This window comes from Rhodococcoides fascians A25f (genome assembly GCF_000760935.2).
In the GTDB taxonomy this organism is placed as follows: domain Bacteria; phylum Actinomycetota; class Actinomycetes; order Mycobacteriales; family Mycobacteriaceae; genus Rhodococcoides.
Genome location: NZ_CP049744.1, coordinates 5,232,625 through 5,253,677 on the forward strand (window position 1 = coordinate 5,232,625; position 21,053 = coordinate 5,253,677).

A 21,053-nucleotide genomic window follows, 5' to 3' on the forward strand; every position below is an offset into this window, starting at 1 on the left:
TCGCCATGACCCTCCGCTCACGTCTGCTCACCGTTGCGGCAGCCGCCGCGATCGCCGTCGGTCTCTCGTCACCCGTGGCGCATGCAGCACCGGCTGCGGGGCTCGGATTCACCGGCGGAGCGCCGTTCCTGACGCTCGACGACGCCACGCTGAACAACGAGCTCGGGGCCGGACGCGAGATCGGTGCCTCGTGGGTGCGGGTGGTAGTGAACTGGGCGGCCATCGAGACAGCACCCGGAGTGTTCGACTGGGGCAACACCGATCGCGTGATCAATGCCGCGACGGCACAGGGCTACTCGGTACTGGCCGTACTCGGCGGAACCCCCGGATGGGCGCAGGGTGGCGTCGCCTCCCCGTTGCCGGGCGCAGTTCCGTTGGATCCCAACACCTTCGGCGCATTCGCCGGTGCGGCAGCCGCGCACCTCGGAGATCGCGTCGACAGCTACGAGGTGTGGAACGAGCCCAACATCCCCACCTTCTTCGCGCCCGTCGACGCCGCCCGCTACACCGGCCTGTTGCGCGCCGCCTACCCCGCGATCCACAACGCCGACGTCGGATCCACCGTGCTCAGCGCCGGGTTGGCCACCACCGTGAACTTCGGTGCCTGGACCGTTGCGCCGGTGACCTTCCTGCAGCAGATGTACGCAGCAGGAGCAGGCGGATTCATGGATGCCGTTGCGCTGCACCCGTATACGTTCCCCTTCACCGTCGAGAACGATCCCAACGGCCAATGGGCACAGGTGGATCAGGCCTACGGCACCATGGCGGCGAACGGCGACGGCGGCAAGAAGATCTGGATCACCGAACTGGGCGCACCCACCGGCAACGGCCCGATGGCCGTCACCGAGGATGCACAGGCCGCGATCATCGGCTCGAGCCTGGCCAAGGCGTCGTCACTGCCGTACGTGGGCCCGGTGTTCGTGCACTCGCTGCGTGACTCGGGAACCGACCCCGCCGATTCGGAACAGAACTACGGACTGCTGCGCTCGGACTTCAGCCACAAGCCGGCATTCGATGTGGTGGCCGGGTCGTAAGCTCTGCAATTTTTGCTCCACTCGCGGGACTCGACGGTGGGAATCTCGGGTTCGTGGCGTCGAGTGGTTCGAGGGGTGGGCAGGATGTGACGCCGGCGCACCTCACGGTTCACGATCGCACTGTGCACGCGACATCCCGCGCACTCGAGTCGGTACTGAACACTCAGGTCCGGTAGCGGGGGCCGGGAACTGAACCGACACCAAATGTCGGCTGTCGCCCACGTCCAGGCATGGAACGCCGTTCCAGTTGTGGCAGGATCTGCCCATGACGAACACGAAGCCGGCATCAGCTCGACGTTCCGATGCTCTGTCGAAAGAGCGCATCGTGCAGGCAGCGATCGAGATGCTCGATGAGGGTGGCACCGACGCTCTGACGTTTCGGACCCTTGCCGCACGCCTGTCCACGGGCCCCGGAGCGCTCTATCACCATGTCGGCAACAGGGACGATCTGCTCGCGGCAACGGCAACAGCAGTCATGGCATCGGCGTTCGAGCCAATCCCCGAGAACGAGGCGGCAGAACCGGGTGTTCGCGGCCTGACAATGAGAATGTTCGACGTGATCACCACGAGGCCATGGGTGGCAACACAACTCGCCGCCGCGCCGTGGCAGCCGGCCGTCATGCATCTCTTCGACCGCATCGGAACCGAACTAGACACACAGGGAGTTCCCGAACGTGCGCAATTCGACGCCGCATCCGTCCTTCTGTACCACGTTCTCGGGGTTGCGAGTCAACGCGATGCCGGGATGCAACTGCCCGCGACGGTGACGGACCGCGCAGCATTTCTCGACTCCACGCGCACAGCGGTGACGGACTCCGGCGACTATCCGTTCCTGACCCGCATCGCGTCGCAGTTCGCAGGCCACGACGACCGAAAGCAGTTCCAGGCCGGAGTCGACATCATCCTGGCCGGCATCGACCGAGGTTGAACCGAACGAAACTCCCTACGCCCGCTCCCGCACTTGACAGCATTGGAACACTGTTCCATCCTTGATTGGAACAGCGTTCCAACAACGGGCGGAGACAGCCATGAATACATCCATCTCGATCATCGGTGCAGGGCTCGGCGGCTTGGTGCTGGCACGGGTTCTGCACGTGCATGGAATCGCCGCCACGGTGTACGAGGCCGACTCCGCGGCCGAAGCTCGCACACAAGGCGGACAGCTCGACATCCACGAGAACGACGGGCAAGTCGCCCTCGCCGAAGCCGGGCTGACAGAGCAGTTCCGCGCCATTATTCACGAGGGTGGCGAAGCGACTCGCGTCCTACGCCCGAACGGCGAGGCTCTGCTCGACGAACCCGACGACGGCACCGGAGGCCGACCGGAGGTGCTGCGCGGCGATCTGCGACGCATCCTGCTCGACTCACTGCCGGCCGACACCGTTCAGTGGGGCCACAAGCTCACCTCCGTCCGCCCGCTGGGCAATGGGCAACACGAAATCGAGTTCGAGAACGGAACCACCACAGTCAGTGATCTGCTCGTCGGCGCCGACGGCGCGTGGTCACGAGTCCGATCCCTGCTCTCCGCCGCCGTGCCCGAGTATGTGGGCACGGTCTTCATCGAGACCTACCTCCACGACGTCGACGTACGCCACCCCGCCACGGCCCGCGCAGTCGGCGGTGGTGCGATGTTCGCTCTCACGCCGGGTAAGGGAATCACCGTGCATCGCGAGGCGGGCAACATCCTGCACACCTACGTTCAACTCAACCGCAGCGCCGACTGGATCGACTCGATCGATTTCTCCGACGCGGCCTCCGCCAAAGCAACGGTCGCAGCCGAGTTCGACGGGTGGGCACCGGAATTGACGGAATTGATCACCGGCGGGGAAACCGCGCTGGTTCCCCGCAGGATCTTCACGCTGCCCAACGACCACCACTGGGACCACACATCGGGAGTGACACTCTTGGGCGACGCCGCACACCTGATGCCGCCGTCGGGAGACGGTGCGAATCTGGCGATGTTCGACGGTGCCGAACTCGCTCGCGCGATCTCCGATCACCGCGGCGACATCGACGCAGCCTTGTCGGCGTTCGAGAAGGCCATGTTCACACGAAGTGAAGCGGTGGCCGTGCAGGCACATGAAACGCTCGATCTGTGTCTCGGGGAACGATCCCCGTTCGGGCTGATCGACCTGGTCACTGGTGTTACCAACGGGGTGTAATCACTTGTCGCCGAGCATGTTTCTACGCTGCCTGTGGTTGGCGACGTTGATGCGGTTGCCGCACAGACCCGGCATGCAATAGCGCCGTCGACCCCCGCGGCTGACGTCGACGAACACGCCGTTGCACGTCGGTGACGCGCACGCACGGAATCGCTCGAACCCGAGCATCCGCAGCGCACTCAGCAGGGCGTATCCCGTGAACACCGTCAGCTCCTGCGCCGCCGTCCCGACGCCATCGGTTGTTGCCTGCCAGCGCCATCCGTTGCCGTCCACTTCGACGAGTTCGACGTGATGCGGAACCGTCGACAGCAGCTCATGCGTGAGGTCGACTATGTCGCCCGGCGAGGAGGCGTCGAGGATCGCTCGAAGGCGCTCGCGGAGAGCCCTGACCTTCTGCAGATCGCCTTCGTCGAGCACTGCCGTGTCGATGCCGTTCTCGACCAGGAACGAGCGCAGGGCATCAGGATCGCTCAACTGGTCGCCGGCGACCACCCACACCGTCGGTGACGTGTTCACCAACTCGGTCGCGAACGCGGCACCTTGGGTGTAATCGTCCAAAAGGGGTTGCACCCCTTACCTCCTGTCGCTACCGTAACCGAATAAGCTCACTTTACTCCCTTACGGACGGGTCTCGGTATGACGACGCGACAGCACTGCAGCTCCACCGCCGACGGCTATGGGCATCCCCTCACCGACGCACTCGCCGACGCACGCGATCACCTTCGCCGAGCTACGACGGTCGCGTCCCGAACACCTCTGGTGGGTGCCGACCTGTACTGGGCTCTCGGAGTACTCGGCCAATGCACGTCAGCCGCCAACGACGTCATCGAGAAGATCGGCATCGACGCTGCCGAGCAGCTGTCCGGTGGTTCCGCTGCGGAGGAATCCAGTCCGATCACGACGGCACGCGATACTGCACTGGTCTCCGCGGTCCTCGCTCTCGCCACCGCGTCGGCCGGCTGCCAGCCGGTGACAGCTGCGGTCACCGATGCGCAAATTGCCGTCACCGACCTCGGTTCAATTCCTCGACATCGTGGGGGTAGAGGCCGCTGAAAACCCCTGACGGCAAGGGCGACCATCGTTCCCGGGCTGAGACCTGACCGTCTGCCTTCGGTCATGATGTACCGGTGCCGACTACCGATCCCTTCCACGCCCTCGTTCTGATGAACGCAGTGTTCGCTTCGGCCGCATGGTGTCTCGCCAAGCCTTCGTGGCCCGCGGCGATATCGCTGGGTGTTACCTCCATTCTGTGGTTGTTCTTCAACGCCCCGATCGAAGGTGCTGTGTTGTACGTGGTCGACGCAGACAGAGGGTTGACCGAATCCGACTTCCTCACGGTTGCTGGGGTGATCCTGGCTGGGGTGACTATCGCCAGAGTCCGACGCAACCAGCGACCGGACGTCGACTCCTGAGCAACTGGTGCTCCACTCCTCGACGACATCGGGGGATTCCCTCCCGTCGGGGCCGCGAGTGGAGCGTCCCGTGCAACCGATGCGGCTCGTCCACGATGTAGTACTTCAGATGGATGCGCTCTCGAGTACCCGGTGATTGACTCTCTCCCGTGAGTCGTCCGATGAGTGTGTCCGTCACCCGAAGCCACTGGTCGATCGTTGTATTGACATGCGCAGGAGCGGCATTGGTGGCCGCGTTCGTGCTCGGCCCAGCCGCGTTGCTGCGCGGACGCTATCCGCAGTTCCAGGATCAATCCGTCATGAGTGAGCTGCTCGGCCGCGGCCTGGTCGAATACTGGGGCAGCGGCGTCCGCACCTATCCTCGCGGCTTGGCGGAGATGGTGGACTACTGGTTCGAGTGGCATGCGATCAAGATCGTCATCTCGGTGCTGCTGACCGTGGTTCTGGGTCTGCTCGCGGCGACTCTGTGGCGGCGATCTCTGACAGCCGGCGTAGGTTACGTGGTCGCTGCGGCCACTACGACTGTGCTGTCGTTGTTTTCGGTGTTCGTGGCTGTGCTCAACATCCAGTCGACGGTCGCACCCGTAGTCGCGCTGCTTCCTATGCTCTCCGCCGACAATGCGGACGGGCAGACGGCACAGTCTCTGATCGAGAACGGTGTGCAGAGCGGAGACACCAGGCCGCCCCTGCTCGAGTTGCTCACACAGGTGAAGCACTACAACTGGGCGGTGATTATCGCTACCGCCGTGGTGATCGCTGTAGTCGCTACCGGAGCCGTGATCGCCTTCCGACGCTACAGATCGGCGGACGGTGCTCACCGTCGGATGTTCGTCATCCTCGGATCACTGGGTGCAGTGATGACGATAGCGATGGCGCTGCTGTTCGTCGCGGCCGTCGTTGCGGTTGTCGATCCTGGAGCAGCCCTGCTCGGCGCTGTCGGTCTCTGACTCTATTGCCGGCTGCGTTCGCGGGCACGCGCACGGAATTGGCCGAGCGCGAGGACGATCAACGCGACTCCCAACAGGGTGAGGGGAACTTGAGCTCGGGGAGCATCGATGTCGAGTACGACGATCTGCCACACCACCCACCCGATGGTCACCAGCCCTTCGCACGCGACATACACCGCAGCTTCGGAGGCATCGACGAGTACGGCCGCCACGCAGATCAACGGTCCGAGTCCGAGAAAGAACAACACGAACAACCCGGATATGCGGTAATCCCAGGTATGCCACGACGGGAGCATCCCGACGTTCAAGCCCAACGACCGCCCGGTGGGATCCGAGGTCAACGACACTCCGTTGAACGTTCCGGCTGCACCCAACAGGATCAGCAGTGCCACCGTCGAGAGCTTGTTCACGGTGACGTCATGTGTTGGTCGTCCTTCGGTCGTGGCCGCCGCACCCCGGCGTAGCTGTTGATCCTGCCAGAACGAGGCCGCCCGGTCTTGTTCTATCCGAGAACGCACTATGCGACACTGAGCGTATGAGCATCAAGCTCGAAAACGTCGGCATCGCCGTCCGCGACATCGAAGCCACGATCGACTTCTTCACCGAGCTCGGCCTCACGGTCCTCGGCCGCGACACGGTCAAAGGTGAGTGGGCCGACACCGCCGTCGATCTCGACGGCAACCACGCCAAGATCGCAGTGCTGCAAACCCCGGACGGCCTCGGCCGTATCGAGCTGTTCGAGTACATCCATCCCGACGCCATCGAGACGACGCCGACGCTGCCCAACGAGATCGGCATGCACCGCATCGCCTTCTCGGTCGACGACATCGACGCCGCTCTGGCGATTGCAGCCCGCCACGGTTACTTTCCCCTGCGAGGCGTGGCCAACTACGAGGGCGTCTACAAGCTCACCTACCTCCGCGGGCCGAGCGACATTCTTCTGATGTTCGCCCAATCGGTTGCCGCACCCGAAAGCTAGGTCACCGCATTGGCGGCTCGAACAACCGCGTCGAGGGTGGCAGACAGGACGGAGCGATCGATCCCGGCCGCCCATCCAGAGCCTGCGGCAGTGCGATATTCGAGCATCGTGACGGCATCACTGTCGTTGCCGGCTCGCACACTGGTCTGCGTCAAGCCGAGAATCTCCACGTGACGGCCGTGGGCGGCCAGCGCGTCGACGAGTGCCTCGACCGGGCCGACTCCCCCGTGTGACGTGCTGAAGGACGTGCCGTCGATCTTCAGTGTGACGCAGGTGTCGGCGGAACCGTTGTCATCGTGAGAGTCGAAGCCGATCAGCGTCACATCGGCGTCGTCGACATCGATGTACTCCGCCCTGAAGATGTCCCAGAGCTGCTCGGCCGACAGTTCGGTACCGATCGAATCGGTACGGGCCTGCACGTGCCGGGCGAGGTCGATCTGAAGGCGACGCGGGAGTTCGATGCCGTAGCCGGTTTCCAGAAGGTAGGCGATTCCTCCCTTTCCCGATTGCGAGTTCACTCGAATGACAGCGTCGTACGAGCGACCGATGTCGTTGGGGTCGATCGGCAGATACGGTACCCGCCATTCGATCTCGCCCTCGGAGCGACCTTCGCTCAGCGCCCGCGTGCGATGCTCGGAGAAACCCTTCTTGATGGCGTCCTGGTGCGTACCACTGAAGGCGGTGTGCACCAGATCGCCCACATACGGATGCCGAGGATGGATCTCGAGCTGGTTGCAGTATTCGACGGTGCGGCGAATCTGGTCGATGTCGGAGAAGTCGATCATGGGATCGGTACCCTGTGCATGCAAATTGAGTGCGAGAGTGGCGATATCGACGTTTCCGGTGCGTTCACCGTTGCCGAACACACAACCCTCCACCCGTTGCGCACCGGCCAGGACTGCCAGCTCCGCACAGGCAATTCCCGTGCCGCGGTCGTTGTGCGGATGCACCGAGAGGATCACGCTGTCTCGCCGCGCAAGGTTGTCGTTCATGTACTCGATCTGATCTGCATAGACATTCGGTGTCGCCACTTCCACGGTGGCAGGCAAATTCAGGATGACCGGCCGCTGCTGCGTCGCGTCCCACGCAGTCGTGACGGCATCGCAGACGTCGAGTACATAGTCGGGTTCGGTGAGATTGAAGACCTCGGGTGAGAATTCGAACCGCACGTTGGGCAGGTCGCCGGCAAGTTCGAGAACGTCGGCCGCACCCGAAAGTATCAGTGAGCGAAGCTCGTTGGCCTCGCGGCCGAGTACCACCTCACGCCACGTCGGAGCGGTCGCGGTGTACATGTGGATCACGACGTCGTTGGTGATGCCGCGAATCGATTCCACTGTTCGCTCGATCAGGTCACGTCGAGCCGGGGTGAAGACCACCACGGTGACGTCGTCGGGTGCGAGATCGGTGTGGGCAAGCAGACGCACGAAATCGAAATCGGTCTGCGATGCCGACGGATAGCCCACTTCGATTTCCTTGTAGCCCATGGCAACCATCAACTCGAAGAACTGCTTCTTGCGGGCAGGATCCATCGGCTCGGGAAGGGCTTGGTTGCCGTCGCGGAGATCGACAGGTACCCACAGCGGTGCCTCGGCCAGCCGTCGGTCCGGCCAGCGACGTTCCGTCAGTGGAATGTCGACCTTCGAGTAGACGTCACGGTAACGATGTGACGGCATCTGGGAGTGCCGCTGCCGATTCCAGGTGGGCGCATCGGAGGGGACGGGACCAGCGGGAGTGGACAGGGTGGGAAATGCAGACATGGTGGAGGTACCTGTTCTGATCGGACGGTGAGGCGAACCGGCAAGCATCGGGCTCCACGACGGGGTTGCCGGTCCTGGCTATGCCCCGTCGTGGCCGATAAGGAGAAGGCCCGTGAATGTGCGCATGCGAGCAATGTAGCACCACTCCTCAGACAAGCTGAGGAGTAGGGTTCTGGTGTGACCGCGATACGCCGAACATCCTTGGCCGATCAGGCCGCCGAACTTCTGCTTGCCCGAATCCAGTCCGGCGAGTGGCCGATCGGCACCAAACTGCCAGGTGAAACCACCCTCGCCCCGATGTTCGACGTCGGTCGATCGACGATGCGCGAGGCCATCAGGCAGCTGGCGGGGCGCGGAATTCTCGTCACCCGGCAGGGCTCCGGAGTCTTCGTCGAATCACTCGACGAGGCACGGACGGAATGGGACCGAGTTCTGCAGCGGGTTCACATCACCGCAGTCCTCGAAGCTCGCCTCGCGATCGAAGGTGAGGCCGCCGCCCTCGCCGCAACCAGACGCACCCCCACCGATCTCGACACCATTCGCAGCTCACTCGAAACGCGCAACACCGCTCGCAGCGACGCAGCCGATTTGGTGAACGCGGACATGGCTTTTCACCGCTCCATCGTGGTCGCGTCACACAACGACATTCTGCTCGGACTCTTCGACTCCATGGCACCACGTCTCCGCGACGCCATGATCGACATGTTGCGAATCGCCGGATCCTTCGGCGACAAGGCAGACCACGACACACACTCCGACGTCGTCGAGGCAATCGCGGCCCGCGATTCACAACGAGCTCACGCCCTCACACGCGCCCACCTGCTGGAGTTGTCGGAGTCGATGAACCCGTCGGCGTAACGGGCCGCGGAACGTAGCGCAGCACAAACCAGCGAGGGTGGTTTAGATTAGGGCATCCAAACTACGCTCGAAGGAGACTCGATGAATCCAGTGGTGAATCGGCGGACTGCGTTGTCGATGACGTTCGTCTCGGTCGCCGGTCTCGTCGTCGCCGGGTGCGCCAACGACTCGACGGCACCTGCGGATACTTCGGATTCCGGGTCGCATGCCGAGAACGGCGCGTTCCCCGTGACGATCGAGCACAAGCTCGGATCGACAACCATCGAGGCTGCCCCAACTCGTATCGCCGCGGTGGGCATCGGCGACTCCGACGTCCTGCTGTCGTTGGGTCTGACGCCCGTGCTGGTGCCGGTATGGAAGGGCTCGACCGACGACGGCATCGGTATCTGGGCCGAACCCACTGTGAAGGGCGATGAACCGGTAGCACTGGCGAATGCGACGACCGAGTTCGATGTGGAGACGATCGCCGCTGCTGCCCCCGATCTGATCATTGCCGTCAACAACGCCATCGACGAGGACGTCTACGCGCAGCTCAGTGCAATCGCGCCGACGGTGCTGCACGCTGCCGACCAGACCGACTGGGTGCTTCCCTGGCAGGAGGTCACCACCAGAATCGGACGCGCGGTGGGCTTGCCGAACGCCGCTCAGGCCGAGGTGGATCGCGTCGAAACCCTTGTGGCGCAAGCACGAACCGACAATCCACAGTACGTCGGCAAGACGGCGGCCTTGGTGATCAGGTGGAGCGACGGCAAACTGCGCGCATTCAGTCCGAACTCGGCGCGGGCCCAGCTGTTGACCGCACTCGGTTTCGAGCCTCCCGCCGCCTTGGCGTCCCGATTCGAAGGCAAGCTGAACACCGAACTGTCGGCAGAAAGCTACAGCCTTCTCGAATGCGACTACCTGTTCTTCGACAATTACGAACTGGCTCGCGAATCGATGCAGTCGCAGGAGACGTTCACCAATCTCGGCGTCGTGCGCAGTGGTGGTTTGATCGCGCTGGATCCGATTGTCTCCGATGCAGTTTCGATGCCCAATCCGTTGACCATCCCCTTCGTGTTGTCGGCGTTCATCGACGACATCAAGGCAGTCGACGCGGCCAGATAGCGTCCGACATCGACGACCACACACCGAGCACGAGCGCAGGCGCGGCGATGCAGCCGGCGACCACCAACCATGGGGTGGCCGCTGCAACGCTGCCGTCGTCGAGGCGATCGTAGAGATACCCGACGCCGATAGTGCCGATCAGTGACAGACATCCACCGATGGTGTTGAGAAGTCCGAAATGTGCACCCAGGTATTGCTCCCCGGCGATTCGGGCCAATGTGTCTCGCATCGAGGGCACCATCAACATCTGACCCAGATGCAGGAGGGCAATCCATCCTGCGATCTGCAGATACGGCCACACCGATGTGGCTACGTTCGCTGGACCGAGGGCGGGAATCACGAAAGAGGCTGCCATCACAGCCAATCCGACGGTCGTTGCCGCCCGCGATCCCATCCATGCCGCAACCGCCACCATCGGTCGCTGGCCAACTATCACCAGTACCGCCGCCCCCACGTAGAACCACCCGAGCAGATCCTGCGAACCGACGCGTAGCGAGAGTTGCTCGGGCAGCATCAGATACAACTGAGCGAGTGCGACGAACTGCGCGCTGCACAGAGTGGCCAGAACGACGTAGCGTCGGTTGCTCAGCACCACACGCCAGACTCGAGTGATGGATGTACCGACGACGCTGCCGGCTGCGGTAGCCGCAGGAAACAGGAAGTAGAAGCCGATCCACATACCCGCGAACAGGATTGCGGCCACGCCGGCGGAAGCCGAGAACGGAAACACCAGCAGCACCGCTCCCAATGCGGGACCGAGGACGGTGCCGAGCCGACTGCTCATCTGTTCGTAGCCGAACAGTTCGGTGCGTTTGATGACGCCCGCGTCTTCGAGCTGCCGGCCGATATCGGCGTTGGCCGACTCCACTGCCGGGGCAAACAATGCTGCGGCGAAACCGATCAGCAGAATTCCGACGATCACCGCGACCAGACTGCTCGCGAGCGCCAGCACACCGAAGCCGACGATGCGTATTGCTATGCCCCACAGAATGACCGGGCGTCTGCCGAATCGATCGGCAATGCTGCCGCCGAGGAAGAACATGCCTTGCTGACTGAATGTGCGAAGCCCCAACACGAGGCCGACGATCCAGCTCGCGAATCCGAGCTCCTCGGACAGATGGACCGCAAGAAACGGAACCACCAGATAGAAGCCGACATTGAACAACACCATCGATACCAACACGAGCTTGACCACCGACGGTAGGTCTCGCAGTCGACCTCGCGCCGACGCAGCACCGAATCCAGGGTTGATCGTCACGAGCGTCGACACTACTGGCGCGGCGGCCCACATGGTCCCCTCAGCCTCGGGGCGACCCCATTATGTACTGCTATAAGTTCAAGCGGTCCGCGGCGTACTCGAGAGCTGGGCTCATGTTGACGCTCGGCCCGGACATACGGTGAATGGAGGCACATGGAGTATCCCGGATGGGACTACATGCAGAGCGACAGCTTGGTGTGGCGACTACCCCTGTACGCAGGGATAATTGCCCCTGAAGGCAATCCATCGTTCGAGCCACCCCTTGCGTGGACACGCGCGCTCGAGGCCGTGGCACGGGACCTGGAGTGCCTTCGGTTCGGGCGTGAAGTCAACCTGCGCCCACTCGTATGGGAGTTCGAGATCACCTCCCAATACTGTGTGATCATCGGGTGGGCCGCAGCCAAAGGCATCGGAGGCTTCGGCCGAGGCGAGGGTATGTCGATGGATTCGACCTACCCCGACGCCGCCGTATGGGTAGCCGAGACAGTACAAACGGAGCTGGCCGGTTACGAATTCGTGCAATGGCCGAGCCGCGGCAAGCACTTACTGAAGCCGCGCATCCACCCGAACGGCGCGCGATGGATAGATCCGCACGACAACACCGTGGTGGCCGATATCGGATCCCTCTGCGCTCCCTGAAGAGGTTTCACACAGGACTGAGTCGTGTTCGCAGCAAACAGAATTCGTTCCCTTCGGGGTCTGCGAGCACGTGCCACGACTCCTGGCCGGTCTGACCGATCTCCACTCGTCGTGCGCCGAGCGTAAGAAGTCGTTCCAGTTCGGCGTCCTGATCCTGATCGGTTGCGCTCACGTCGATGTGCAAGCGAGGTTTCGCCTTTTCGGGGTTCTCGTTGCGACTGAGGATGATGGTCGGCTGCGACCCTCCGAACCCGTCGCGCGCACCGATCTCCACGGAACCGTCGTCCTCCCTATCCAATACGACGAAGTCCAACACCTCACACCAGAACGTGGCCAAGGCCTCGGGATCGCGACAATCGAGCACGAGTTCACTGATTCGACATGCCATGACGCGAATCTACACCTGGCACGGGGTCGAAAAGTGCGTTGACGACCGACCTCCGCCAAACACCTTTGTTTTCATCGGAATTGCCCGGGTATGCGCCCTTGATGGCCGAACACGCTACCGATCCCGCGCCCACCGAGGCAGATCCCGACGACCCCCGTAAGGCGGATTCACCTGCGGATCTGACCAAGCCGTCGTGGATCTACGTACTGAAGAAGACCGTCCGTGAGTTCTCCCGGGATCAGTGCACCGACCTCGCAGCCGCACTCACCTACTACGCCGTACTGTCGCTCTTCCCCGCGATTCTGGCCATCGTGTCGTTGCTGGGCGTGTTCGGTCAAGGGCAGGCCACGGTAGACGGAGTACTGCAGATCGTCGGCGATCTCGGACCCCAATCGGCGGTCGACACCCTGCGCGAGCCGATCGAACAGCTGGTCCAGGCACCTACTGCGGGCTTCGCGTTGATCATCGGTATCGCCGGTGCGCTGTGGTCTGCGTCCGGCTACGTCGGCGCATTCGGCCGCGCGATGAACCGCATGTACGAGGTGGACGAGGGCAGGCCCATCTGGAAGCTGCGTCCGGTGATGCTCCTGGTCACGCTCGTCGCTCTCGTACTCATCGCACTCGCCGCCGTCATGCTGGCGATCAGCGGGCCCGTAGCGAAAGCGGTGGGCGACGCCGTCGGACTCGGTGACACCGCTTTGACGATCTGGAACATCGCGCGCTGGCCGCTGGTGCTGATCGTGGTAGTGCTTGCCGTCGCGATTCTGTACTACGCAACTCCGAATGTGCAGCAGCCCAAGTTCAAATGGATCAGTTCCGGTGCCGCCGTCGGCATCATCGTCTGGATGTTGGCCACCGTCGCGTTCGGTTTCTACGTCGCGAACTTCTCCAGCTACAACAAGACATACGGATCCCTCGCTGGAGCCATCGTGTTCCTGCTGTGGCTCTGGATCACCAACTTGGCCTTGCTGTTCGGAGCCGAGCTGGACTCCGAGCTCGAACGTGGCCGTCAACTCCAGGCGGGCATCGTTGCCGAGAAGCGCCTGCAATTGCCGCCCCGCGACACCCGCGTCTCGGACAAGAACGACGAGAAGGATGCACAGGCCGTCGAGCAGGGTCGCAAACTGCGGGAGGAACACAACCCGGGACAGTGAGCTCCGCGAAAGGTTGGGCACGGCGTCGCGAAGTCTAGTCCTGCCGGTGAATTCGCTGACGGCCTTCAGGCACGGCCGCTGTGCCGCCACTGAACGTGAACTGCGCCGCAACGCCGAGCAGCAGTGCCACCTTTGGAGTCTCCACATGCCCCAGCTCATCGCGATGCCTCTTCTCGGACTGGGCATCGCCAACGTGCTCGGGCTCTCCGCTGCGCTCACTGCCGGAATGGTGTTGGTCGGATCTGCGCCGGGCGGTACCGCGTCCAACGTGATGGTCTATCTGGCCAAAGGTGATACCGCACTGTCGGTGGCGATGACGTCGGTGTCGACCTTGCTCGCACCGATACTCACGCCGCTGCTGGTGCTGTGGCTCGCCGGTGAGTATCTGCCGGTCGACGCGGGTGGACTGTTCGTCTCGATCCTGCAGATAGTGCTGATACCCGTCGTACTCGGAGTTGTTCTGCGCCTGCTGTTTCCGAAGATCATCGACCGCATGCTCGACGCCCTGCCGCTCATTTCCGTCGCCGGAATCACCGCCGTTGTCGTCCTCGTGGTGGCCGCCAGCGCCCCGACCTTGCTGTCCATCGGCGCTCTCATCGTCGTGGCCGTCGTGCTGCACAACTCGCTCGGACTCGCCGTGGGCTACGGCATCGGTAAGGCATGCGGACTCGATGTCGCCAGCCGACGCGCCATCAGCATCGAAGTGGGAATGCAGAATTCAGGACTGGCCGCCGCACTGGCATCGGTGCATTTCAGTCCCGCAGCAGCTCTGCCCGCAGCCATCTTCTCGGTGTGGCACAACGTGTCCGGATCACTTCTCGCCAGCTATTGGTCCCGGCGATCGATCGAACCGCGGACGGCCGAGCACGCACGGGAGTCGACACACACAACGACCGAGTAGGGCCTGCACGCTGGATTACACACAGAATCCGGTGCAGCTGACCGCGCTGAGCGCGGTCAGCTGCACCGGATTTTTCAGTTCTGCTTCACGGGATTCCCCACGCAGATTCAGTGCTCTCGACGTAGAGCCCCTTGCGTTATGTGCACTCACTATGCAATCTTTGCATAACGCTCAGCGTCCGCCGAGCTCAACGTCGAGGAGGCCCCATGATCACAGTGACCAGTGCCGCGGGTGGTGTCGGCCGCTTGCTCGTTCGACAGCTCGCCACGCAGAAAGTGCCGGTTCGGGCGGTAGTCAAGAACACAGTGCAAGCGGAGACCACCCGCAAGGACGGAGCGACCGAGGTCGTCGTCGGTGACCTCCGGTCTCAGGACACGCTCCATACCGCACTGGCGGGGACCGACGTCCTCTACCACGCTGCACCGACGCAGATCATCGACGAAAAGCCGATCCTCGATCACCTGATTGCAGTGGGACCGGCAAGCGGGTTGAAGCACATAGTTTTCCATTCCGTAATCCACCCGAACCTGCATCAACTGACGCACCATCACCAGAAGGACATCGCCGAAGGGATGCTGAGAGACAGTGGAATTCCCACTACGGTGCTCAGGCCTTCGCACTACATGCAGAACTACTTGGAAGTGTGGGAATTTCTACAGGCCGGAGTGATGCCGTACCCGGTGTCACCGGACAGCGTCATGGGCGTTGTCGATGTAGCCGACGTCGCCGAAGCGGCCGCGAACATCTTGATCGACCCATCGCCGCACACCGGTCGCGTCTACGACCTGTCCACCGTCGAGCTCACGCGTCACGAGATGGCAGAGATCTGGTCCGATGTGCTCGGCCACAAGGTGACTGCCATTCGGATCCCGCCGTCGTCGCTGACGAACTCACTGACGGTGCTGCCTGCGCTCGCCTCGGTCGTCGGACACGCGTTGCTCTCGACAAAACTGAAATCTGTCGGCCACCTCGTTCGTGGTGCCCAGGCTGCGTCCAATCCGCGTGACATGAAGAACTGGCCCGCCGACGCACGCATGGCATACCGCACGATGATGACCCACTACGACGGCCACGGCTTGCCTGCAGGAGACCTGGCCGTTCTCCCGACGCTATTGGGCCGCACTCCCACGTCGTACGAACAGTTCGCACGACGCTCGGCCGCTGAGCTCGGGCGGTCGGATCGATGATCCGCCGAGGTCCTCACTACCGTCCCGGCCGGTCGTTGGTCACCGGCGCGAGTTCCGGAATCGGTGCCGAGTTCGCCCGGGCGCTGGCCGCACGAGGGTCCGATCTCGTGCTCGTCGCACGGCGAGAAGACCGACTGACCGCTCTGGCAAAGGAGCTCGAGCAGGCATACGGAATCCGTTGCCGCACAGTGGCCTGGGACCTGTCGGAGAAATCGAGTGGCCGCCTCTTGCGTGAATTGGTGCCCGAGCAGATCGATCTCGTCGTCAACAATGCGGGGTTCGCCGTACAGGGACCCTTCGTAGACGGCAAAGCCGATGACTTCGAACGTCTTGTCGCCGTCGATATCCGCGCTGTCGTGGACATCTGCTCGGCGTTTCTCCCGGACATGATCGACCGCAGGGACGGGACCATCGTCAACGTGGCCAGCACGACTGCTTTCCAGCCCGTACCGTCGCTCGCTGTGTACGCGGCCGCCAAAGCCTTCGTCCTGAGCTTCAGTCAGTCCCTGTGGTACGAATTGGCACAGAACGGAGTCAGAGTGTTCGCACTCAACCCTGGCCCGACCCGCACCGAATTCTTCGATGTCATCGGAGAATCCGCCGCAGCGACCGGTACCTACCAAACACCGATCGAAGTCGTGGCCACTGCAATGCGCGCACTCGATGCGAAAAGATCTCGACCGCAGGTGATCTCGGGTCGACGAAACACCGTTCAAGCCATCGCGGCGGGTCTCGTCCCCGCGCGAATTCTCTTGCCCGCCCTCGATCGCATGCTTCGCTAGTTTGACTCCGAACGCGACACTTTCCCGACTCTCCCACCGAAATGTAGTGTCACGAACATGGCCAGGGTCTCCAGATTCACACTCGCCGATCGGCAGGCAGCGGTGGCGCGCGCCTTCGGTGGTGCCGAAACCCCAGCGGCCGTAGCGACGTCGCTGGGCATCCACACCACTACGCTCTATCGCTGGGCCGGGTCGTCGCCCACAGACGATCCAGGGCCCGCACCGGCCAGACTGGTCGAGGCCACCCAGGAACTGCTGCGTCACGACGACTACGCAGACATCACGATCGAAACCGTCGCTGCTCGCTGCGGTCTCGCACTGAGAACCGCATATCACCACTTCCCCACCAAACGAGAGCTCTTCCAAGCCGCAGTCGACGACGCCGCTAGCGTGCTGATAGACCGTATTCACGACAGGTCGGTTGCGACCACGTGGCCGGACACCCCACTCGAGCAATTACAGACATTTCTTCGCATCGCGGCCGCGAGCATCTACGACACCCCGCGTACCCATGTGCTGTTCCGCAATCTCGGAGTACCGAGATCCGAGGGCTCGGCAGAACGCTGGCACGACAGTTTCGTCGACGCGATCGCCCAGCTACTGAGTGCCGCCGCAGAGGCCGGTCAAATCGACCGCGACACAGACATCGTCGCTGCCGCCCACCTGATCACCGGTGCGATGAGAGGGATACACAGAGCAGTATTCGAGGGCGCGGATGCTGACACTGCGTTGAGCCTGGTCGAGAGAGTTCACTTGTTGGTCCCACCGCGCTGACATTCGGTGCGAGCCGATGCCGCGTGGAGCCCACAATACCGCTCGACGTGCGAGAATTGTCCGGTCCACGAGCAGGCCGTTCGACAAGGTTGGGGAGCATCATGACCGGTCCGATTACCCAAGGAAGCGCGATGAAGCGGCGCAATCCCGTTGTCGTCTGGATCCTGTTGCCGCTCATCACTCTCGGCATCTACCACTTCGTGTGGTACTACCTCATTCACCGCGAGATGGCCGACTTCGACCGTCGCAAAGTCAATGCCCCCGTCGCCGGGCCGCTGCTGGTTCTACTGCTGCTCGGCTGGACGATCATCGCGCCGCTGATCAGCTACTACAACACCGGAAACCGCATCGCCGACGCCCAACGCGCGGCCGGCCTCCAGCCGACGTGCAGCTCGATCGTCGGCCTGCTACTCACCTTCGTGTTCGGCTTGCAGAGCCTCTACTACCAGCTGGAACTGAACAAGATCACGGCGCGATACAACGACGCTGCACCGGGAACCGCTGTGCCGCTTGCGGTGTGACGATCGATATCGACTCTGACGAAACGGACCCATGCCTTCCCTTCACCATGCTCCACTTGCCGGCGTAGAGCCGAGCACGCTGTACCGCATCATGGCGCTTCGCGTTGCAGTGTTCGTGCACGAGCAGAAAATCGTCGATGAGGTCGAACTCGACGGCGCAGACCTACTGGCGACAACGGAGTTGTTCTGGATACAGGACGAACACGGAGAGGTATTGGCTACCCTCCGCGTCCTCGTCGAGGACACGATCCACATCGGCCGCGTCGCAACCGCGGTCGAAGGTCGTGGACGCGGCTATGCCGGCGAACTCGTCGAGGCGGCACTGAAGGCATACCCCGGGGTGGTCGAGATCTCCGCACAAGCGCACCTCGAAAAGTGGTACGGGCGATTCGGATTCGCTCGAGAGGGAGAGGACTACCTGGAAGCCGGGATCCCGCACGTGAAGATGCTGACCCGCGCCGGTTGAGTCACGGCCGACTCCGCGGGTGCGAGGCTGCAACGATGGATCCCCCGAGCACCAGTGCATTACCGAGCAGAATGCCCGTCACCCCGAAGGGCCCGGCGATGGCACCGACCGTCAGTGGGATGAGAATCTGGGCAGATCTGTTGGCCGACATCCGCAATCCCAACGCCTCCCCCTGCGTGGATTTCGGCACGATCGACACCACCCACGACATGGTCAGTGGCTGCGGAATACCCAACGCGATGCCGAGTGCAATCATGACTCCGATGGCTCCGACTGCCTGCACGAACGGCAGCACTGCGAGAGCAATCGCGCCCGCCGCCAGCGAAACGTTGAGCAGCACAGTACGCCCGAACTTCTCGTCGAGTCTGCCGAGCCCCACTCGGCTGACCACCGACACCCCGGCACGCAACGCCAACAGCCACCCCACAGTCGTCACCGATACCCCACGCTCGACGGCCCACGCCGGTACGAAGGCATAGAGCAGATCGACCGTCACCAGCACGGCACCGCTGACCGTCAACGACTGCCACATGCCCGGCAGCTTCAGCAACTTCAACCCCGACGCTTCGCCCTCGGCAGGTTTCTGCGCGCGAATGTGGTTGCGGCCGAGCATCAAGAACAGTGCGGTCGGGAGCGCTACCGCGGTGAACGCACCGGCGGTGAGGATGCCTGCCGTCGTGTTCGGACTCTCGACGCTCGCGCCGCCGAATCTCGACGCGACGGCCGTCACCGCGAGCGGCCCGACCAACTGCCCCATCGACGCGGCGGCAGTCAATGCGCCGAAGGCACTTTCGTTCTTGCCGTCGACGTGGACGTGTGCGACGAACGCCTGCTGCCCGATCATGATGAGCAGATTGCCCAGACCGAACGCGGCCGTACACACGAGCAACGCCCACATTGCCGAAAATGCAACGAGTACACCGGTTGCGATGGAGCACAGAACGATTCCCGATACGATCACCACCGGCCCGCCGAACCTGTCGGCGACGCGCCCGATCGGCAGGGCCGCCAATACCGCGGGCGCGGCGAACAGTGCAGCGATCACGGCCAGCGTTCGAGTGTCGGCACCCTCGGCGATCGCCCGATAACCGATCATCAACCGCACCCCGACCCACCCGGCCTGCGCAGTCGTCGCCTGAACGGTCAGAGCAATGGAATCACGAGAAGCCATCAGCGCAAGGGAATTTCGTCGGTTCCTCCGACCAACCTCGATACGTCGTTGATGTCGTCGCGCACCGCCCCGTACCGATCGGGATCGAGGTGGAAGATTGCCAACTGCAGTGCGTACGCAATGGCGATGGGAATGATGAGAGTGTTGTACTCGGAATCGTCTCCGCGTTGCGCGACGAGGAGATGCGTCGGCGCGGGCCTGAAGTGATAACCCGGCGCATCGCTGATCAGAATCGACGTGCCGCCGCGTCGTTCTGCTTCACGGACCAGAGCAGGCAGCTGAGACGGTGCCTCGCGCAGCGCAAATGCAATAAGGATGGAGTCCTCGGTGAAGCTGACGAACCGCTCGGCGAGGTCCTTTCCCCCGAGACCGAGCTCGACGACGACAAGACCGAGTCGGCGGAGACGACGGGCCAGCATATCCAGGGCCGGGCGTTCGTCGGCCTTGGAGAACAGGTAGACCACCCGCGCCCGATGAATGGAGGTCGCCACGTCCACCAGCTGCTCCTGCGGGATGAAGCTCGACAACCGCTCCAGTGCACGGGCCTCGTCGCGCGCGAAGACAGCCAGTTCGTGACCGGTATCGCTGCGCATCAGAGCCGATGCGGTCACGGGTTCGGGGTTGTCGCGTTCGAGATCTGCGCGCAAGTCCGGGAAGCCGCTGTATCCGAGCTTCTGCGCCAACCGCACGACGGTCGACTCGTGAGTTTGCGCGCGGGCCGCAACGGGAGCAGCGCGCAGACTCGACGGCTCGGGCTCGCCGAGAAGCACCGCAATGACCCGTTTTTCGGACGCGCTCAGCGACTTTCCGCTGCTCGCCACCACTGTTCGGAAGCTCATACCCTCCACTTTCCACTGTGTCTGTTGACACACTCAACCACAATCCTGTAAACCTGTGCAAGATTGCAAGTGATCCACAGCACAGCAATCCGGCCGACCTTCTCAGGCCGCATCCGAACACATGTCAGAAAGGCGGCAGGCCGTGAAGGTACTGCTCGGCACACAACACACGATCGAATGGATCGTGCTCGGCGCGACCCTCGTCGTCGGCCTGGCGACGGTCACCATGGCAACCGGGTACGGCGTCACAGCCGACCCCGGCGTCGGGGCGGGCTTCCTGCCTTTGGTGGGCGGCCTCGGCATGATCCTCGGCGGTGCGATGTGGGCAATTCAGCTCGTTCGAGCACCGCGGACGAGCGCGCCCGAACCGGATCCCGAACTCGAGCCCGCTACCTCCGCGGCCGTCGCGTTCCTCTCAAGTGACAACGAGGAGGACGCCGACGAGGCCGAACTGCCCGATCGCGCCGGTTGGATCAGAATCGGAGTGGTCGTTGCCGCGATCGCCGGAGCCGCACTGGTACTCCCCACACTCGGCTACACGCTGTCCATGGCGCTGATGCTCGCAGTCGTGTTGACGTTCGTCGGCAAGCGCACCCCGGTGGTCGCCGTCGGCGTCGCAGTGGCCACCACCTTGGCCACCCGGCTGGTGTTCGACGTCTGGCTCGGCACGGCCCTGCCGGCTTCCTCCATTCCGTTCCTCGCTGATTGGGGGTTGTGAGT

At 63.1% G+C, this 21,053-nt stretch carries 25 protein-coding genes; 18 read left to right on the top strand and 7 right to left on the bottom strand.

Annotation, left to right across the window (positions count from 1 at the left end):
* Positions 1–5 precede the first annotated feature (5 nt).
* The 3 genes from BH93_RS28170 (at position 6) to BH93_RS24540 (ending at position 3,196) form a co-directional block, all read left to right on the top strand.
* Positions 6–1,034, top strand: a complete 1,029-nt coding sequence (locus BH93_RS28170; protein WP_037173520.1) for a hypothetical protein — start codon at positions 6–8, stop codon at positions 1,032–1,034.
* A 265-nt stretch (positions 1,035–1,299) separates the two neighbouring features.
* Positions 1,300–1,962, top strand: a complete 663-nt coding sequence (locus BH93_RS24535) for a TetR/AcrR family transcriptional regulator (protein WP_037173093.1) — start codon at positions 1,300–1,302, stop codon at positions 1,960–1,962.
* A 100-nt stretch (positions 1,963–2,062) separates the two neighbouring features.
* Complete coding sequence (locus BH93_RS24540) at positions 2,063–3,196, top strand: FAD-dependent oxidoreductase (protein WP_037173094.1); 1,134 nt, start codon at positions 2,063–2,065, stop codon at positions 3,194–3,196.
* Here the strand turns inward: BH93_RS24540 and BH93_RS24545 are convergent, their stop codons facing one another.
* Entirely contained in the window at positions 3,197–3,766 is a 570-nt protein-coding gene (locus BH93_RS24545; protein WP_037173096.1) for a CGNR zinc finger domain-containing protein, read from the bottom strand. It abuts the gene before it with no gap.
* 66 nt (positions 3,767–3,832) lie between these two features.
* Between BH93_RS24545 and BH93_RS24550 the strand changes: the two genes are divergently transcribed.
* From BH93_RS24550 to BH93_RS24560, 3 genes are all read left to right on the top strand, one after another.
* On the top strand, positions 3,833–4,249 hold the full coding sequence (locus tag BH93_RS24550) for a hypothetical protein (protein ID WP_197914487.1): 417 nt from the start codon (positions 3,833–3,835) through the stop codon (positions 4,247–4,249).
* A 74-nt stretch (positions 4,250–4,323) separates the two neighbouring features.
* Positions 4,324–4,608 carry a hypothetical protein gene (locus BH93_RS24555; protein ID WP_037173098.1) on the top strand — a complete coding sequence of 95 codons (285 nt, stop codon included), beginning with the start codon at positions 4,324–4,326 and terminating at the stop codon, positions 4,606–4,608.
* Positions 4,609–4,757: 149 nt separating this feature from the next.
* A complete protein-coding gene (locus BH93_RS24560) occupies positions 4,758–5,555 on the top strand; it encodes a hypothetical protein (RefSeq protein WP_165712860.1) in 798 nt (265 codons plus the stop codon).
* 2 nt (positions 5,556–5,557) lie between these two features.
* Here the strand turns inward: BH93_RS24560 and BH93_RS24565 are convergent, their stop codons facing one another.
* Positions 5,558–6,073, bottom strand: coding sequence for a hypothetical protein (locus BH93_RS24565; protein WP_242459061.1), 516 nt, complete (start codon positions 6,071–6,073; stop codon positions 5,558–5,560).
* 17 nt (positions 6,074–6,090) lie between these two features.
* Between BH93_RS24565 and BH93_RS24570 the strand changes: the two genes are divergently transcribed.
* Positions 6,091–6,534: a VOC family protein gene (locus tag BH93_RS24570; RefSeq protein ID WP_037173102.1), complete on the top strand. Its 444-nt coding sequence runs from the start codon at positions 6,091–6,093 to the stop codon at positions 6,532–6,534.
* Here the strand turns inward: BH93_RS24570 and BH93_RS24575 are convergent.
* Positions 6,531–8,291, bottom strand: a complete 1,761-nt coding sequence (locus BH93_RS24575; RefSeq protein ID WP_052065019.1) for a 2-isopropylmalate synthase — start codon at positions 8,289–8,291, stop codon at positions 6,531–6,533. The two genes, BH93_RS24570 and BH93_RS24575, sit on opposite strands and share 4 nt — an antisense overlap.
* Before the next feature lie 177 nt (positions 8,292–8,468).
* On the opposite strand from BH93_RS24575, the gene BH93_RS24580 reads away from it, so the two are divergent.
* Both BH93_RS24580 and BH93_RS24585 read left to right on the top strand, forming a co-directional pair.
* Positions 8,469–9,149, top strand: coding sequence for a FadR/GntR family transcriptional regulator (locus tag BH93_RS24580; protein ID WP_037173106.1), 681 nt, complete (start codon positions 8,469–8,471; stop codon positions 9,147–9,149).
* An 81-nt stretch (positions 9,150–9,230) separates the two neighbouring features.
* Entirely contained in the window at positions 9,231–10,253 is a 1,023-nt protein-coding gene (locus BH93_RS24585; protein ID WP_037173107.1) for an ABC transporter substrate-binding protein, read from the top strand.
* Here BH93_RS24585 and BH93_RS24590 read toward each other — a convergent pair.
* Entirely contained in the window at positions 10,228–11,511 is a 1,284-nt protein-coding gene (locus tag BH93_RS24590) for an MFS transporter (RefSeq protein WP_052065020.1), read from the bottom strand. The two genes, BH93_RS24585 and BH93_RS24590, sit on opposite strands and share 26 nt — an antisense overlap.
* 153 nt (positions 11,512–11,664) lie before the next feature.
* Between BH93_RS24590 and BH93_RS24595 the strand changes: the two genes are divergently transcribed.
* A complete protein-coding gene (locus BH93_RS24595) occupies positions 11,665–12,150 on the top strand; it encodes a hypothetical protein (protein ID WP_037173109.1) in 486 nt (161 codons plus the stop codon).
* Between the two features lie 7 nt (positions 12,151–12,157).
* On the opposite strand, the gene BH93_RS24600 is transcribed toward BH93_RS24595, so the two are convergent.
* Positions 12,158–12,538, bottom strand: a complete 381-nt coding sequence (locus tag BH93_RS24600) for a VOC family protein (protein WP_037173111.1) — start codon at positions 12,536–12,538, stop codon at positions 12,158–12,160.
* 101 nt (positions 12,539–12,639) lie between these two features.
* On the opposite strand from BH93_RS24600, the gene BH93_RS24605 reads away from it, so the two are divergent.
* From BH93_RS24605 to BH93_RS24635, 7 genes are all read left to right on the top strand, one after another.
* Positions 12,640–13,692 (top strand): YihY/virulence factor BrkB family protein, encoded by a 1,053-nt coding sequence (locus tag BH93_RS24605; RefSeq protein ID WP_037173112.1) that lies wholly within the window; start codon positions 12,640–12,642, stop codon positions 13,690–13,692.
* 145 nt (positions 13,693–13,837) lie between these two features.
* Positions 13,838–14,593, top strand: coding sequence for a bile acid:sodium symporter family protein (locus BH93_RS24610; RefSeq protein ID WP_242459062.1), 756 nt, complete (start codon positions 13,838–13,840; stop codon positions 14,591–14,593).
* Between the two features lie 206 nt (positions 14,594–14,799).
* A complete protein-coding gene (locus BH93_RS24615) occupies positions 14,800–15,780 on the top strand; it encodes an NmrA family NAD(P)-binding protein (RefSeq protein WP_037173114.1) in 981 nt (326 codons plus the stop codon).
* Entirely contained in the window at positions 15,777–16,562 is a 786-nt protein-coding gene (locus BH93_RS24620; protein WP_037173116.1) for an SDR family NAD(P)-dependent oxidoreductase, read from the top strand. Before BH93_RS24615 ends, BH93_RS24620 begins: the two co-directional genes overlap by 4 nt.
* A 57-nt stretch (positions 16,563–16,619) precedes the next feature.
* Positions 16,620–17,336 (top strand): TetR family transcriptional regulator, encoded by a 717-nt coding sequence (locus BH93_RS24625; RefSeq protein ID WP_052065021.1) that lies wholly within the window; start codon positions 16,620–16,622, stop codon positions 17,334–17,336.
* A 101-nt stretch (positions 17,337–17,437) separates the two neighbouring features.
* On the top strand, positions 17,438–17,857 hold the full coding sequence (locus BH93_RS24630) for a DUF4234 domain-containing protein (RefSeq protein ID WP_037173118.1): 420 nt from the start codon (positions 17,438–17,440) through the stop codon (positions 17,855–17,857).
* Positions 17,858–17,888: 31 nt separating this feature from the next.
* A complete protein-coding gene (locus BH93_RS24635) occupies positions 17,889–18,323 on the top strand; it encodes a GNAT family N-acetyltransferase (RefSeq protein ID WP_037173119.1) in 435 nt (144 codons plus the stop codon).
* Position 18,324: 1 nt separating this feature from the next.
* On the opposite strand, the gene BH93_RS24640 is transcribed toward BH93_RS24635, so the two are convergent.
* Both BH93_RS24640 and BH93_RS24645 read right to left on the bottom strand, forming a co-directional pair.
* Positions 18,325–19,494, bottom strand: a complete 1,170-nt coding sequence (locus BH93_RS24640; RefSeq protein ID WP_052065022.1) for an MFS transporter — start codon at positions 19,492–19,494, stop codon at positions 18,325–18,327.
* On the bottom strand, positions 19,494–20,333 hold the full coding sequence (locus BH93_RS24645; RefSeq protein WP_080739000.1) for a MurR/RpiR family transcriptional regulator: 840 nt from the start codon (positions 20,331–20,333) through the stop codon (positions 19,494–19,496). The genes BH93_RS24640 and BH93_RS24645 overlap by 1 nt, the downstream gene beginning before the upstream one ends.
* A gap of 142 nt (positions 20,334–20,475) precedes the next feature.
* Between BH93_RS24645 and BH93_RS24650 the strand changes: the two genes are divergently transcribed.
* The gene (locus BH93_RS24650; protein WP_032377631.1) at positions 20,476–21,051 is read left to right on the top strand and encodes a tripartite tricarboxylate transporter TctB family protein; all 576 of its coding nucleotides are present in this window, start codon (positions 20,476–20,478) and stop codon (positions 21,049–21,051) included.
* Positions 21,052–21,053 lie beyond the last annotated feature (2 nt).

Bases quoted from the DNA above. Each gene is read 5' to 3' on its own strand.
- BH93_RS28170 (WP_037173520.1), top strand. From the start codon at position 6: ATGACCCTCCGCTCACGTCTGCTCACCGTTGCGGCAGCCGCCGCGATC.
- BH93_RS24535 (WP_037173093.1), top strand. From the start codon at position 1,300: ATGACGAACACGAAGCCGGCATCAGCTCGACGTTCCGATGCTCTGTCG.
- BH93_RS24540 (WP_037173094.1), top strand. From the start codon at position 2,063: ATGAATACATCCATCTCGATCATCGGTGCAGGGCTCGGCGGCTTGGTG.
- BH93_RS24550 (WP_197914487.1), top strand. From the start codon at position 3,833: ATGACGACGCGACAGCACTGCAGCTCCACCGCCGACGGCTATGGGCAT.
- BH93_RS24570 (WP_037173102.1), top strand. From the start codon at position 6,091: ATGAGCATCAAGCTCGAAAACGTCGGCATCGCCGTCCGCGACATCGAA.
- BH93_RS24575 (WP_052065019.1), bottom strand. From the start codon at position 8,291: ATGTCTGCATTTCCCACCCTGTCCACTCCCGCTGGTCCCGTCCCCTCC.
- BH93_RS24585 (WP_037173107.1), top strand. From the start codon at position 9,231: ATGAATCCAGTGGTGAATCGGCGGACTGCGTTGTCGATGACGTTCGTC.
- BH93_RS24595 (WP_037173109.1), top strand. From the start codon at position 11,665: ATGGAGTATCCCGGATGGGACTACATGCAGAGCGACAGCTTGGTGTGG.
- BH93_RS24600 (WP_037173111.1), bottom strand. From the start codon at position 12,538: ATGGCATGTCGAATCAGTGAACTCGTGCTCGATTGTCGCGATCCCGAG.
- BH93_RS24605 (WP_037173112.1), top strand. From the start codon at position 12,640: ATGGCCGAACACGCTACCGATCCCGCGCCCACCGAGGCAGATCCCGAC.
- BH93_RS24610 (WP_242459062.1), top strand. From the start codon at position 13,838: ATGCCCCAGCTCATCGCGATGCCTCTTCTCGGACTGGGCATCGCCAAC.
- BH93_RS24615 (WP_037173114.1), top strand. From the start codon at position 14,800: ATGATCACAGTGACCAGTGCCGCGGGTGGTGTCGGCCGCTTGCTCGTT.
- BH93_RS24620 (WP_037173116.1), top strand. From the start codon at position 15,777: ATGATCCGCCGAGGTCCTCACTACCGTCCCGGCCGGTCGTTGGTCACC.
- BH93_RS24625 (WP_052065021.1), top strand. From the start codon at position 16,620: ATGGCCAGGGTCTCCAGATTCACACTCGCCGATCGGCAGGCAGCGGTG.
- BH93_RS24630 (WP_037173118.1), top strand. From the start codon at position 17,438: ATGACCGGTCCGATTACCCAAGGAAGCGCGATGAAGCGGCGCAATCCC.
- BH93_RS24635 (WP_037173119.1), top strand. From the start codon at position 17,889: ATGCCTTCCCTTCACCATGCTCCACTTGCCGGCGTAGAGCCGAGCACG.
- BH93_RS24640 (WP_052065022.1), bottom strand. From the start codon at position 19,494: ATGGCTTCTCGTGATTCCATTGCTCTGACCGTTCAGGCGACGACTGCG.
- BH93_RS24645 (WP_080739000.1), bottom strand. From the start codon at position 20,333: ATGAGCTTCCGAACAGTGGTGGCGAGCAGCGGAAAGTCGCTGAGCGCG.